General features: G+C 70.1%; 14 protein-coding genes. All 14 read left to right on the top strand.

Going from position 1 to position 13,848, the window contains the following annotated elements:
- The first annotated feature begins 125 nt into the window (after positions 1-125).
- A complete protein-coding gene (infC, locus tag KZC57_RS04470) occupies positions 126-740 on the top strand; it encodes a translation initiation factor IF-3 (protein WP_105950149.1) in 615 nt (204 codons plus the stop codon).
- Positions 741-812: 72 nt separating this feature from the next.
- Positions 813-1,007, top strand: a complete 195-nt coding sequence (rpmI, locus tag KZC57_RS04465) for a 50S ribosomal protein L35 (protein ID WP_025105280.1) — start codon at positions 813-815, stop codon at positions 1,005-1,007.
- Positions 1,008-1,039: 32 nt separating this feature from the next.
- The gene (gene rplT, locus KZC57_RS04460) at positions 1,040-1,426 is read left to right on the top strand and encodes a 50S ribosomal protein L20 (RefSeq protein ID WP_017202428.1); all 387 of its coding nucleotides are present in this window, start codon (positions 1,040-1,042) and stop codon (positions 1,424-1,426) included.
- An 88-nt stretch (positions 1,427-1,514) separates the two neighbouring features.
- On the top strand, positions 1,515-2,327 hold the full coding sequence (locus KZC57_RS04455) for an RNA methyltransferase (RefSeq protein WP_247641132.1): 813 nt from the start codon (positions 1,515-1,517) through the stop codon (positions 2,325-2,327).
- A gap of 23 nt (positions 2,328-2,350) precedes the next feature.
- On the top strand, positions 2,351-3,022 hold the full coding sequence (locus KZC57_RS04450; protein WP_247641131.1) for a response regulator transcription factor: 672 nt from the start codon (positions 2,351-2,353) through the stop codon (positions 3,020-3,022).
- A gap of 3 nt (positions 3,023-3,025) precedes the next feature.
- Positions 3,026-4,399: a HAMP domain-containing sensor histidine kinase gene (locus tag KZC57_RS04445; protein WP_247641130.1), complete on the top strand. Its 1,374-nt coding sequence runs from the start codon at positions 3,026-3,028 to the stop codon at positions 4,397-4,399.
- Entirely contained in the window at positions 4,396-5,358 is a 963-nt protein-coding gene (locus KZC57_RS04440; protein WP_247641129.1) for a TAXI family TRAP transporter solute-binding subunit, read from the top strand. Before KZC57_RS04445 ends, KZC57_RS04440 begins: the two co-directional genes overlap by 4 nt.
- A gap of 262 nt (positions 5,359-5,620) precedes the next feature.
- Positions 5,621-6,367, top strand: a complete 747-nt coding sequence (locus KZC57_RS04435) for an amino acid ABC transporter ATP-binding protein (protein ID WP_060922536.1) — start codon at positions 5,621-5,623, stop codon at positions 6,365-6,367.
- Positions 6,368-6,414: 47 nt separating this feature from the next.
- Positions 6,415-7,329 carry a glutamate ABC transporter substrate-binding protein gene (locus KZC57_RS04430; protein WP_085603544.1) on the top strand — a complete coding sequence of 305 codons (915 nt, stop codon included), beginning with the start codon at positions 6,415-6,417 and terminating at the stop codon, positions 7,327-7,329.
- Between the two features lie 85 nt (positions 7,330-7,414).
- Positions 7,415-8,062, top strand: a complete 648-nt coding sequence (locus KZC57_RS04425) for an amino acid ABC transporter permease (protein ID WP_062636670.1) — start codon at positions 7,415-7,417, stop codon at positions 8,060-8,062.
- Positions 8,059-8,985 carry an amino acid ABC transporter permease gene (locus KZC57_RS04420; RefSeq protein WP_247641128.1) on the top strand — a complete coding sequence of 309 codons (927 nt, stop codon included), beginning with the start codon at positions 8,059-8,061 and terminating at the stop codon, positions 8,983-8,985. Before KZC57_RS04425 ends, KZC57_RS04420 begins: the two co-directional genes overlap by 4 nt.
- Positions 8,986-9,034: 49 nt before the next feature.
- On the top strand, positions 9,035-10,075 hold the full coding sequence (pheS, locus tag KZC57_RS04415; RefSeq protein WP_083370885.1) for a phenylalanine--tRNA ligase subunit alpha: 1,041 nt from the start codon (positions 9,035-9,037) through the stop codon (positions 10,073-10,075).
- Complete coding sequence (pheT, locus tag KZC57_RS04410) at positions 10,075-12,621, top strand: phenylalanine--tRNA ligase subunit beta (RefSeq protein WP_247641127.1); 2,547 nt, start codon at positions 10,075-10,077, stop codon at positions 12,619-12,621. Before pheS ends, pheT begins: the two co-directional genes overlap by 1 nt.
- Positions 12,622-12,872: 251 nt before the next feature.
- Positions 12,873-13,844 (top strand): NAD-dependent epimerase/dehydratase family protein, encoded by a 972-nt coding sequence (locus KZC57_RS04405; protein ID WP_247641126.1) that lies wholly within the window; start codon positions 12,873-12,875, stop codon positions 13,842-13,844.
- Positions 13,845-13,848 lie beyond the last annotated feature (4 nt).

Genomic DNA, 13,848 nt, shown 5'->3' with positions numbered 1-13,848 from the left:
AGAGGGCCGGTAGACAGGGTGCGAAGCCGGTATCTGAACGCCGGCGGGTGGGGGGACGACTTCGATTTCGCCCGGGATGCAGACCGCATCACGGTGGCCGAATCACATCGTCTAAGGAGCTCCGCATCAGCGATCCCCGTACCAATGAGCGCATCCGCGTCCCCGAGGTCCGCCTCGTCGGCCCCGCGGGTGAGCAGATCGGCGTTGTCCGCATCGAGGCAGCGCTGCGTCTCGCCCAGGAAGCCGATCTCGACCTCGTCGAGGTCGCCCCGAACTCGAAGCCGCCCGTCGTCAAGATCATGGACTACGGCAAGTTCAAGTACGAGGCCGCGCAGAAGGAAAAGGAAGCGCGTCGCAACCAGGCGAACACGATCCTCAAGGAAGTCCGCTTCCGTCTGAAGATCGAGGCGCACGACTACACGACGAAGCTCAAGCGCGCCGAGGGCTTCCTCAAGGCCGGCGACAAGGTCAAGGCCATGATCCTCTTCCGCGGTCGAGAGCAGTCTCGCCCGGAGCAGGGTGTCCGTCTGCTGCGCAAGTTCGCCGAGGACGTCGCCGAGTTCGGCACGGTCGAGTCCAACCCGACCATCGACGGCCGCAACATGGTGATGGTCGTCGCGCCGCACAAGAGCAAGTCCGAGGCGAAGCAGGAGCAGAACGCCGTGCGCGCCGCGAACAAGCAGGCCGCGCGCGAGGCGAAGAACGACGCGGACGCCTCCGCGGACGCCAAGGCGGAGTAGGTCCGCCCCCAGAACTCCCGCACCGCGGGTTGACACCGTCGCCTGAGAAGGCGCCATACGAAGGAAGAGAAGATGCCGAAGCAGAAGACCCACTCGGGTGCTAAGAAGCGCTTCAAGATCACCGGCAGCGGCAAGCTGAAGAAGCAGCAGGCCGGGATGCGCCACAACCTCGAGCACAAGTCGAGCCGTCGCACCCGTCGTCTGAACCAGGACCAGGTGCTCGCGAAGGCGGACTTCAAGGTCGCGAAGAAGCTTCTCGGTCGCTGACGCGCCCGATCGCAGGATAGGAACACAGGAAAATGGCAAGAGTCAAGCGGGCGGTCAACGCCCACAAGAAGCGTCGGGTCATCCTCGAGCGCGCCTCCGGCTACCGCGGTCAGCGTTCGCGCCTCTACCGGAAGGCCAAGGAGCAGGTCATCCACTCCCTGGTCTACTCGTACCGGGACCGTCGCAAGCGCAAGGGCGACTTCCGTCGTCTGTGGATCCAGCGCATCAACGCTGCGGCCCGCCAGAACGGCATGACGTACAACCGCTTCATCCAGGGTCTGGGCCTCGCGGGTGTCACGGTCGACCGTCGCATGCTCGCCGACCTCGCGGTGAACGACGCCGCGACGTTCACGACGCTGGTCGAGACGGCGAAGAAGGCTCTGCCCTCCGACGTCAACGCGCCGAAGTCCGCGGCGTAAGCATCTCGCTTCCGAACGGGCGTCTTCCTCCGGGAAGGCGCCCGTTCCGCGTATCCGGGCGGTGTCGGGCTGACCGTAGACTGAGTTCGTGCTGGAGAACCCCCGTTCCCCCCGAGTCCGTGCCGTCGCCAAGCTGACCAAGCGCAGCGCCCGCACCGAGACCGGTCTTTTCCTGCTGGAAGGTCCGCAGTCCGTCCGCGAGGCCCTGACGTACCGCCCCGAAGCGATCGTCGAGCTCTTCGCGACCCCGCACGGCTGGGAGAAGCACGCGGACATCCGCGCCGCCGCCGCGGAGGCGGACGTCGACGTCGAGTACGTGAGCGAGGACGTCCTCCACGCGATGGCCGACACGGTGACCCCGCAGGGGCTCGTCGCGGTCGTCCGTCAGACGCCGACCTCGGTGCGGGACATCTTCGATGCGGCACCGCGTCTCGTCGCGATCTGCGAGGAGGTGCGCGACCCTGGCAACCTCGGCACCATCATCCGGGCCGCCGACGCCGCCGGCGCCGATGCCGTCGTGCTCACCGGTCGCACGGTCGATCCGTACAACCCCAAGGTGGTGCGGGCGACGACCGGCTCGCTCTTCCACCTTCCGGTCTCGGTGGGCGGTGAGCTCGACGAGGTCGTCCGACGGGCACACGGTGCGGGCCTGCAGATCCTCGCGGCGGACGTGAAGGGGGACGACCTCCTCGCGGCACGCGCCGACGGCGTGCTGGGCGAGCCGACCGCCTGGCTGTTCGGCAACGAGGCGCGTGGGCTCGAGGATGAGGCGCTGACGCAGGCCGACCGTGTCCTCCGGTTGCCGATCTTCGGGCGCGCCGAATCGCTCAACCTGGCCACCGCGGCGAGTGTCTGCCTGTATGAGAGCGCGTTCGCCCAACGCGCGGCCTCCACCGGCTGACCCGGCGAAGAACGGGACGCGGGATGCGGATACTGATCGTCGAGGACGACGAGCGGGTGGCGGGGGCCTTGCAGGCCTTCCTCGCGCGCTCGGGCTATGCCACCTTGCATGCGGCCGACGGGGCCGCGGCGCTGGAGCACCTCGATGCCGACACCGAGGTGGTGCTGCTCGACCTCGGGCTGCCGGATGTCGACGGCATCGACCTCTGCCGCCGCATCCGCGGGCGCTCCGACGTGCCGATCGTCATCGTCACCGCGCGTAACCAGGTCGCCGAGCGCATCAAGGGACTGCGCGCCGGTGCCGACGACTTCGTGGTGAAGCCCTACGACGTGCACGAGCTCCTGGCGCGGATCGAGGCGGTCACCCGACGATCGCGGCCGCTGCGGACGGAGCCGGACACCCGCGTGCTGCTGCAAGGCGGCGCGGTGCAGATCGACCTCGTCGCGCGGGAGGTGCAGGTCGGCGGGGTGCCGCTGGCGCTCACCCGCAAGGAGTTCGACATCGTGGGCGTGCTCGCGCGGTATCCGGGTGTCGCGGTGCCGAAGGAGCGCCTCATCCGCGAGGTCTGGAACACCGATTGGCGTGGCTTCGGCCACTCCCTCGAGGTGCACGTGGCGGCCATCCGGAAGAAGAGCGGCGATCGCGCGTTCATCGAGACCGTGCGCGGCGTCGGCTACCGGCTCGCGGGGGCCTGACGCGTGCGCCGCCGCCTGACCGTCGTCTTCCTCGTGCCGTTGATCATCGTGCTCGTCGCACTCGGCGGCGTGACCGGGTGGAGCGCGGCACGCAGCGTCCAGCAGTCGTTCTATGCCGAGCAGCTCGGCGACCTCGGGTACTTCGCGACGAGCGCCCGACAGGCGCTGCGCTCCGGGAGTCCGGCGGTGATGGACGCCGAGGTCCGTCGATTCCAGGAGGTCTACGGAATCGAGGTGACCGTGTTCGATCTCACCGGCAGCCCCTGGGCGGCCGGTGACCACGGAGACGCGGTGCTGGCGGAGGAGGATGCGCAGCGGGTGCGGCTGGCGCTCTCCGGTCGCCGCGCCGAGCAACCGACGTCCTCCCCGTGGGTCGTGTCCGATGCGGCGCTGGTGGAACCCGTGTTCGACGACGGCGATGTGATCGGTGCGGTGCTCGTCAGGGGCGGCACGGACACCCCGCAGACCGTCATCCTGCGGCAGACGCTCGTGCTCGCACTCATCGTCGTGCTGCTCAGCGCGCTCGGCATCCTCTTGGTCGCGGGGCTCGCGCGCTGGGTGCTCTCGCCGGTGCGCCGTCTCGACGAGGCGATGGCGGCGATCGAGCGGGGGGAGATGGACGCCCGGGTGGCCGAAGGCACCGGCCCGCCCGAGCTGCGGCGAATGACGCGGGTGTTCAACGGCATGGCCGATGAGATCGAGCGCGTCATGACGAGACAGCAGGAGTTCGCGCTGAACGCCTCGCACGAGCTGCGGAATCCGCTCAACGCGCTGTTGCTGCGCGTCGAGCACCTCGCGACGGGGTTGGGACGCGAGTGGGACCACGACGTGGAGGAGACCAGGGAAGAGGGCCGGCGGATGACCCGCATCTTGGAGACCCTCCTCGGACTCGCCCGCGGCGGTCGCACCGACTCCACGATGTCGGCGGTCGATCTCGCCGCCGTCGCCGGCCGCCGGGTCGAGGCCTGGCAGGAGGTGGCGGCGCAGCGGGCCATCGTGCTGCGCCGGACGGGGGAGTCGTCGGTCATGACGATCACCGACCGCACCATCGTGGAGAGCGCGCTCGACGCCGCGATCGACAACGCGGTGAAGTACTCGCCGGAGGGCTCGTCCATCGAGGTCGGTGCGCAGCGCGCGGGCGACGAATGCCAGCTCACCGTGCGCGACCACGGTCCCGGGCTGTCACCGGAGGATGCGTCGTCGGCGGCGGACCGCTTCTGGCGGAGCGCGGACAGCGGCGACATGCCGGGAACCGGTCTGGGGCTGGCGATCGCGACCGACCTCCTGGCGACGGTCGGGGGCGAGCTGCGGGTGCGCGGCGCCGACGGCGGCGGGCTCCTCGTAGCCCTCGTCCTCCCCGCGGAGGCGGCAGCGTGAGCGGGCGGGGGCGGCGTGTCGTCGCCGGGATGCTCGCGCTCGTGGCGGCGGTCGCGTTGAGCGCGTGCAGTCCGCGTTCCGAGGACTGGACGCAGACCGTCGCCGTGCTCGCCGCGGGCAGCCCCACCGGTGTGTACCACGACTACGGCAGCCACCTCGCGACAGAGCTGTCGCGTGAGCTCGACGTCGACCTCACGGCGGAGGTGACGGCGGGATCGGTGGACAACCTGTTGCGCGTGAGCGCGGGGGAGGCCCTCCTCGGCTTCGCGCAGGGCGATGCGGCCGCCGATGCCGTGGCGGGGACGGGCGCCTTCGCCGAGCCGCTGGATGTGCAGGCGGTCGCCCGCCTCTACGACGAGTACCTGCAGATCGTCGTGCGGGACGACTCGGCCGTCGAAGACCTCGCGGACCTCGCCGGACGGACGATCTCCCTCGGCGCGGAGAACTCGGGCGTGAACGTGATCGCCACGCGCGTGCTCCACGCGGCCGGCGTCGCGGCCGAGGCGGTCGACGACCCGCAGCTCGACCTCGGCGGGTCGATCGCCGCGATGGAGCGGGGCGAGATCGACGGCTTCTTCTGGGTGGGCGGGCTGCCGACACCTGGCATCGCGGACCTCGCGGGCACCATCGACGTGCGCCTGCTCCCGGTCGAGCAGGACTGGGTGAACGCGGTCAACGAGCGGTACTCCCACGCGTATCGGCCCGCCGACGTGCCTGCAGGCACCTACGGCCTCGATGCCTCGGTGACGACGTTGGCGGTGCCGAACTACCTCGTCACCGCCGGCAGCACCCCGCCCGGCGTGGTGCACGATCTCGTCGCGGGCCTGTTCGCGGCGCGTACCGCGCTCGCGGCCGACGTGCCGGCGGCGGCGCTGCTGGACCGCCGGTCGGCGATCTTCACCGGGCCGGTGCCCCTGCACCCCGGCGCGGAGCAGTACTACCGCGATCTGCGCCGGTGACCGGCGCCCCCTCAAGAAATCCTCAAGATCCCTGACAGCCGTGCGCGGGCTCTGCCAGGGTGAGGTCGATCGCACACGATCGGACACCTGCTGCCTGCTGTCGCTGGGAGCGTGGCAGCAGGGCGATCCCGCGGCCCGAGGGGGCGGGCCGTGGGGTGCCCCTGCGAGGATGCATTGGCGCCGCGATCAGGTGATTACGAACGTGTAAACCTCACCGTGGTGCCTGGAACCGCGCGCATCGCGTGGCTAGTTTGGAGAAATGATGACCTCTGAAACCCCGCTCGTCGTCGTCGAGAACGTCCAGAAGCACTACGGCGAGTTCCAGGCGCTCAGCGACATCGACCTCACCGTCAACGCGGGGGAGGTCGTCGTCGTGATCGGCCCCTCCGGCTCGGGCAAGTCGACGCTCTGCCGCACGATCAACCGCCTGGAGACCATCACCAGCGGCTCGATCCGCATCGACGGCAAGGAGCTGCCCGCGGAGGGCAAGGCTCTCGCGCACCTGCGGGCCGACGTCGGCATGGTCTTCCAGTCTTTCAACCTCTTCGCGCACCTCACGATCCTCGAGAACGTGACGCTCGGCCCGATCAAGGTCCGCGGACTCAAGAAGTCCGACGCCGAGGCGGAGGCCATGATGCTCCTCAAGCGCGTCGGCGTCGCGCAGCAGGCGAACAAGCTCCCCGCGCAGCTCTCCGGCGGCCAGCAGCAGCGCGTCGCGATCGCGCGGGCCCTGGCCATGCAGCCGAAGGTCATGCTCTTCGACGAGCCGACGAGCGCGCTCGACCCGGAGATGATCAACGAGGTCCTTGACGTCATGGTCGAGCTCGCCCAGGAGGGCATGACGATGATCGTCGTCACCCACGAGATGGGCTTCGCGCGCAAGGCGGCCGACCGGGTCGTCTTCATGGCGGACGGCCGCATCGTCGAGGAGGCCACGCCCGAGGAGTTCTTCACGAACCCGAAGAGCGACCGCGCGAAGGACTTCCTCTCGAAGCTCCTCACGCACTGACTTCCCCAGACCCCGCACCCACAGCACAGCACATGAAGGAGACGCACATGCGACGTACACGGACACTGGCCGGATTCGGGATCGCCACGGTGGCGCTGCTCGCGCTCACGGCCTGCAACAGCGGCACGCCGTCGAGCACCGGCACCTCGGGCAGCGACGAGGGCGACGCCTCGAGCAGCACGCCCTGGACCGTCGAGGAGGACGTCACGATCGAGGGGAGCCCCACGTTCGACCGCATCTCCTCGTCGGGCACCGTCAAGGTGGGCGTCAAGGAGGACCAGCCCGGTCTCGGCTACCTCGACCCCGTGACGAACGAGCGCACCGGCTTCGACGTCGACATCGCCCGCTGGATGGCGGCATCCCTCGGTGTCGACCCCGAGAAGATCGAGTTCCAGGCGATCGCCTCCGCGAACCGCGAGCAGGCCATCGTCAACGGTGACATCGACTACTACGTCGGCACCTACTCGATCACGGACAAGCGCAAGGAGCAGATCGCCTTCGCCGGTCCCTACTTCGTCACCGGCCAGGGCCTCCTCGTCGCCGCCGACAGTGACATCGCGAGCGTCGACGACCTGGACTCCTCGACGACGGTCTGCTCGGCGACGGGTTCGACGCCGATTCAGAACATCAAGGAGAACTACCCCGAGGTGAAGACGAAGGAGTACGACACGTACTCCAAGTGCGTCGAGGACCTCAAGAACGGTCAGGTCGACGCGGTCACCACTGACGAGGCCATCCTCATCGGCTACGCGGCGCAGGACCCCGACAACCTCAAGGTCGTCGGCGAGCCGTTCAGCGAGGAGCGCTACGGCATCGGTGTGGCGAAGGGCGACGACGCACTCGTCGAGTACTTCAACACGCAGCTCACCGACGGCGGCGACATCTGGCAGCAGATCTTCGACAACAACCTCGGCGCCTCCGGTGTGAAGGCCGAGCAGCCCGAGGTCGACCCGGTCGGTTGATCTCTCCGGGGGCGGTCGGTCCGACCGGCCGCCCCCGTCCTCCTCGGCGTCGATCTGACGCGGAAACGAACCGAAAGGCACAGCAGTGGGAGTGATCTCGGACCACCTCGACCTCTGGGGTGAAGCGCTGTGGGGAACCATCGCGCTGTTCCTCGGCGGTGGCCTCATCGCCGTGGTGCTCGGACTCATCGTCGGAGCGGCCCGCGTGTCCCCGGTCCCGATCGCGCGCGGCGTGGGCGCCGTGTACGTGAACTGGATCCGAAACACCCCGCTCACGCTGGTGATGTTCTTCTTCGCGTTCTGCCTTCCGATCCTGCTGGGGGAGCGGGTCAACTCCCTGCTGCTGGCCACGATCGCCCTCGGCATCTACACCGCCACGTACGTCGCGGAGGCGATCCGCGCCGGCATCAACACGGTGCCGGTCGGACAGGCGGAGGCGGCACGCGCCATCGGCCTCAACTTCGGCCAGGTCATGCGCTTCGTCGTGCTACCCCAGGCCACGCGGTCCGTGGTCCCGCCGCTCATGAGCGTGCTGATCGCCCTCATGAAGAACACCACGGTGGCCGCCGGCTTCTCGGTGGTCAACCTCGGCACGATCCGGGCGGCACTCAGCGAGCGGGGCGAGAACGCCCTCGTCGTGCTGCTCTGGGTGATGGTCATCTTCGTCGTGCTCGTGCTGCTCCTGAGCTGGGTGCAGCGCGTGCTCGAGAACAAGTGGAGGATCGCGCGATGAGTTCCGTCCTGTTTGACGTCCCGGGCCCCCGCGCGGTCGCCCGCAACCGGATCATCGGTGCCGTCACGATCCTCGTCGTCCTCGCCGTGCTCGGCTGGGTGGTCTGGCGCCTGTACGCCACCGGCCAGTTCTCCGCGGAGAAGTGGAACATCTTCACCTACTCGGCGGTCTGGGTGCGGTTCGGGGAGGGCCTGCTCAGCACGCTCTCCGCCTTCGCCGTCGCCGGTGTCGGCTCGCTGGTCCTCGGTTTCGTCCTCGGCATCGGCCGCCTCTCCGAGCACGCCTGGGTGCGCGAACCGGTGCGGTGGATCATCGAGATCATGCGGGCGATCCCCGTCCTGATCCTCATGATGCTGCTGTACTACGGCCTCCCGGTCATCGGCATCCGGATGCCCCCGTACTACGCGGTGGTCATCGCGCTCATCGTCTACAACGGCTCCGTGCTCGCGGAGGTACTCCGTGCCGGGATCGAGTCGCTGCCGCGCGGACAGAAGGAGGCTGGCTACGCGATCGGCCTGCGCAAGACCGGGGTCATGTACTTCATCCTCATCCCGCAGGCCGTCCGGGCGATGATGCCCGTGATCATCGCGCAGCTCGTGGTGGCGCTGAAGGACACCGCGCTCGGCTTCATCATCACGTACCAGGAGCTGCTGTACGTCATCAACCAGATCGGCAATCAGGCGCCCTACGGGTCGCCGTTGATCCCCGCCGCGATCGTCGGCGGCTCGATGTACGTCGCCGTCTGTCTGGTGCTCTCCTACATCGCCTACCGCCTGCAGCGGCGGGCGAAGCGCTCGGCGAAGGCCGGGCCGGACGAGGCGGACCCTCGCCAGCACGACGGCGAGACGAACACGTCGCTCATCGTGGCGCAGCGCGGGCTGGGCAAGTTCGACGCCAACAGCTCTGGCGCTCCCGGCCTCTGAGCCGCTACCGGCGCGGGACGCCCGTCCCGCGCCGGTAGACTCGACTCCCGTGTCAGAGTCTCCGGAAATCACCCCCGAAGCGGTCGAAGCCGCTGTCGCCGACGCCCTCGCGGCGATCGAGGCGGCCGCCGACACCGCCGCGCTGAAAGCCGCCCGTGCGGCGCACGTCGCGGAGGGATCGCCGCTCGCGGTCCTGAACGCCTCGATGCGCCAGGTCGCCCCCGAGAACAAGGCCGCGTTCGGCAAGCTCGTCGGTCAGGGCCGCGGTCGTGTGAACCAGGCGCTCGCGGCGAAGGAGGCCGAGCTGGCCGCCGCCGAGGTCGCCGCGCGCCTCGAGGCCGAGCGCGTCGACATCACCGCCGTCCCGTCGCGGACGCGCGTGGGCGCCCGGCACCCGCTCGCTCTCCTGCAGGACCACGTCGAGGACATCTTCGTCGGCATGGGGTGGGAGATCGCGGAGGGGCCGGAGCTCGAGCACGAGTGGTTCAACTTCGACGCCCTGAACTTCGACGTCGATCACCCCGCCCGTCAGGAGCAGGACACCTTCTACGTCGACCCGACCTCGCGCCACCTCGTCATGCGCACGCACACGAGCCCGGTGCAGGTGCGGTCGATGCTGAACCGCGAGGTCCCCATCTACGTGCTGTGCCCGGGCCGCGTGTACCGCACCGACGAGTTCGACGCGACGCACCTCCCGGTCTTCACGCAGTTCGAGGGACTGGTCGTCGACAAGGGCATCACGATGGCGCACCTCAAGGGCACGCTCGACCACTTCGCGAAGCAGCTCTTCGGCCCGGAGGCCAAGACCCGCTTCCGCACGAACTACTTCCCCTTCACCGAGCCCTCCGCCGAGCTCGACCTGTGGCACCCGACCTTCAAGGGCGGCGCGCGCTGGATCGAGTGGGGCGGCTGCGGCATGGTCAACCCGAACGTGCTGCGCGCGGCCGGGATCGACCCCGAGGTGTACAGCGGCTTCGCGTTCGGCATGGGCATCGAGCGGGGCCTGATGTTCCGCAGCGATGTGCAGGACATGCGCGACATGGCCGAGGGCGATGTCCGTTTCAGCGAGCAGTACGGGATGGTGGTGTGATGCGCGTCCCGCTTTCGTGGCTGCGTGAGTACGTCGATCTGGCAGCGGATGCCACGCCCGAGGACGTCCTCGCGGCGCTGGTGACCGTCGGCTTCGAAGAGGAGGACGTGCACCGCTTCGACATCACGGGTCCCGTGGTCGTCGGCGAGGTCGTCTCGCTCGAGCCGGAGCCCCAGTCCAACGGCAAGACCATCAACTGGTGCCAGGTCGACGTCGGTCCCGAGCACGGCGGCGTCCGTGGGATCGTCTGCGGCGCGCACAACTTCGGCGTCGGAGACAAGGTCGTCGTGACCCTGCCCGGCGCCGTCCTTCCCGGGCCGTTCCCCATCGCCGCCCGCAAGACCTACGGTCACGTGTCGGACGGCATGATCGCCTCCGCTCGCGAGCTGGGTCTCGGCGACGAGCACAACGGCATCGTCGTGCTGAGCGACCTCGGGATCGATGCACCGGTGGGCACCGACGCGATCGCGCTCCTCGGCCTCGACGACGTCGCGGTGGAGATCAACGTCACACCGGACCGCGGCTACGCGTTCTCGGTGCGCGGCGTCGCCCGTGAGTACGCCCACGCCACGGGGGCGGCCTTCCGCGACCCCGCCGAGCGCGACTTCGCCGAGCTGCAGCCCGGTTCCGGACACACGGCCGTGGTGGACGATCAGGCGCCGGTGCGCGGCAAGGTCGGCGCGAGCGAGTTCGTCACCCGGGTCGTGCGCGACGTCGATCCGTCGCGGCCCACCCCGCCGTGGATGATCGCGCGCCTGAGCCTCGCCGGCATGCGGTCGCTGGGCGTGCTCATCGACATCACGAACTACGTCATGCTCGAGCTCGGCCAGCCGCTGCACGGCTACGACCTCGACAAGCTCACGGGCGGCATCACCGTCCGGCGCGCGACGCCGGGGGAGAAGATGACGACGCTCGACGGCGTGGAGCGGAAGCTGCACGTCGAAGACCTCCTCATCACCGACGATTCCGGTCCGATCGGCCTCGCCGGTGTCATGGGCGGCGGCACCACCGAGATGAGCGACACCACGCGGAACGTGCTCATCGAGGCGGCGACCTTCGACGCGACGACCATCGCCCGCACGGCCCGCCGGCACAAGCTCCCGAGCGAGGCGTCCAAGCGCTTCGAGCGCGGCGTCGACCCGCTGATCCCCTTCGTCGCAGCCCGACGCGCGGCCGACCTCATGGTCGAGCTCGCCGGTGGCACGCTCACGGAGGAGGGTGGCGCGCTCTTCGCCGAGGTCTTCGTCGCCGAGATCGAGCTCCCGCGCGGTTTCGTGCAGGGACTGATCGGCGTCGACTACACCGACGACGAGATCACCGGGGCGCTCACGACGATCGGGGCGGAGGTCAGCCCTTCGACAGGCTCAGGGACCCAGGCGGACGGCGAAGGGACCCAGGGTGACTCCGGGTGGACGGTCATCCCGCCGACCTGGCGCCCCGACCTCACCGACAAGTGGACGCTCGCCGAGGAGGTCGCCCGCATCCACGGGCTCGACCGCATCCCCGCGGTGCTGCCGACGCCGCCGTCCGGCCGCGGCCTCACGGCCCACCAGCAGGGGCGTCGCCGCGTGGTGAACGCTCTCGCCGCCGCAGGATTCGTCGAGACCCCGGCGTTCCCGTTCACGACCGAGGCGCAGAACGATCTGCACGGCTCCGCGTCCGGTGAGCACCTGCCCGGCATCCGCCTCGCGAACCCGCTCGACGGGCAGGTGCCGTTCCTGCGGCGCTCGCTCATCCCCGGTCTGCTGCAGACCGCGCACCGCAACATCTCGCGCGGGCTCACCGATCTGGCGCTGTTCGAGACGGGCGCCGTGTTCGTCCCTGAGCCCGGCGTGCAGTACGGCACCGCCGAGGTCCCGCCGCTGGGTGTCCGGCCGTCTGATGAGGTGCTCGCCGCGCTCGACGCCTCCATCCCCCCGCAGGAGCGCCACGTCGCGGTGCTGCTGACCGGCAACGTGTCGCCGCGTCAGCCGGGGCGTGCGGCCGAGGCCGCCGGACTCGTCGAGGCGCTCGACGCGGTCCGCGTGATCGGGGCCGCCGCGGGCATCGAGATCGACGTCGTGCAGACGCAGCGCGCCGCGCTCCACCCCGGACGTACCGGTGCGCTGGTCGCCGGCGGCGAGGAGATCGGCTACGTCGGCGAGCTGCATCCCGCCGTCGCCGAGGAGGCCGACCTGCCGGGTCGCGCCACCGTGCTGGAGCTGGACCTCGACCGGCTGCTCACGCTCGCCGGAGGACGCATCGTGGCGGCATCGCTCTCCACGTTCCCGGCCGCGACGCAGGACGTCTCGCTCACGCTCCCGGCCGAGGTACCGGCAGGCGAGGTCCGCGCTGCTCTCGCCGAGGGCGCGGGTGCCCTGCTGGAGTCCGTCCGGCTGGTGGACGACTACCGCGGCGAGGGTGTGCCCGAGGGATCGAAGTCGCTGACGTTCGCGCTACGCTTCCGCGCCGACGACCGCACGCTCACGGCCGCGGAGGCCTCCGAGGCGAAGATGGCGGGCGTCGCCGTCGCCGCGGACCGCTTCGGCGCCGCCCTCCGCGACTGATCACGATGCCGCGCGGCTTCCTGGAGGCCGCGCGGCATCAGGCGCTCGCGCGGCATCAGGCGACAGCAGTGCCGGTGGCCTGTACTCGCGTGATGGCCTGGGTTCGCGTGGTCGGCTGCGCTCGCGTGAGGGCCTGTGATCGCGTGAGGGCCTGTGATCGCGTGAGGGCCTGTGATCGCGTGAGGGCCTGTCCTGCTCCGCTCTGAGCGGAGGCCCTTCCCCCGAGTCGTCGATCCTGATGACATGGGCACATGACGGATGTGCTGATCCTCGGGGGAACCGGATGGCTGTCGGGGCGCATCGCCGCGCACGCGTTGGGAGCGGGAGCGTCCGTGACCTGCCTCGCCCGCGGCGGACGCCCGGCGCCGCCGGGAGCGACCCTCGTGCTGGCGGACCGGGATGAGGAGGCCGCCTACGACGTCGTCTCGCGCACCGATTGGGATCACGTCGTCGACGTCTCCTCCCGCGCCGCTCATGTCTCCGGGGCGGTCCGTGCGCTCGGCGACCGGGCCGCCCGGTGGACGTACATCTCGTCGATGTCGGTCTACCGCGACGACGAGACGGTCGGGACGGACGAGTCGGCCCCGCGGCACCCGGCCGCGCAGGCCGGTGAAGATGACGACTACGCGCGGCAGAAGGTCGCGGCGGAGGACGCCGTGCAGGCGAGCCTCGGCGACCGCGCGCTCCTCGTCCGTCCCGGCCTCATCGTCGGCGCCGGCGACCCCAGCGATCGCTTCGGCTACTGGGCGGCGGCGTTCCTCCGGGCGCTGGACGAGCCGGTGCTGCTCCCGCCCCTCGACGGGCGCACGGCGCAGGTCATCGACGTCGAGGATGTCGCCGCCTTCGTCGTGTCCGCCACCGTCACCGGTACCGTGAACGCGATCGGCGACGTGCGCGAGCTGGACGACGTGCTGCGGACCGTGCGCGCGGCCACCGGACACACCGGGCCGCTCGTCGTCGGCACGGAGGACCGTCTCGTCGCGGAGGGTGTCGCGTACTGGGCGGGGCTGCGCTCGCTGCCGCTGTGGCTGCCACCCGAGATGAGCGGATTCATGACCCGCTCGAACGCGCGGTATCGCCGCAGCGGAGGCACCCTCCGCCCCCTCGACGAGACGGCGGAAAGCGTCGTGGCGGACGAGCGCGATCGGGGAGTGGACAGGGAGCGCCGCGCCGGACTCACGCGGACGGAGGAGCGGGCGCTGCTCGATGCGTTCGCTCGCTAGACTG

The sequence above is a fragment of the Microbacterium sp. KSW4-4 genome (genome assembly GCF_023091185.1).
Classification (GTDB): Bacteria; Actinomycetota; Actinomycetes; order Actinomycetales; family Microbacteriaceae; genus Microbacterium; species Microbacterium paraoxydans.
Note: the sequence above shows the minus strand (reverse complement) of the source record. Positions and strands in the feature narration are given on the sequence as shown.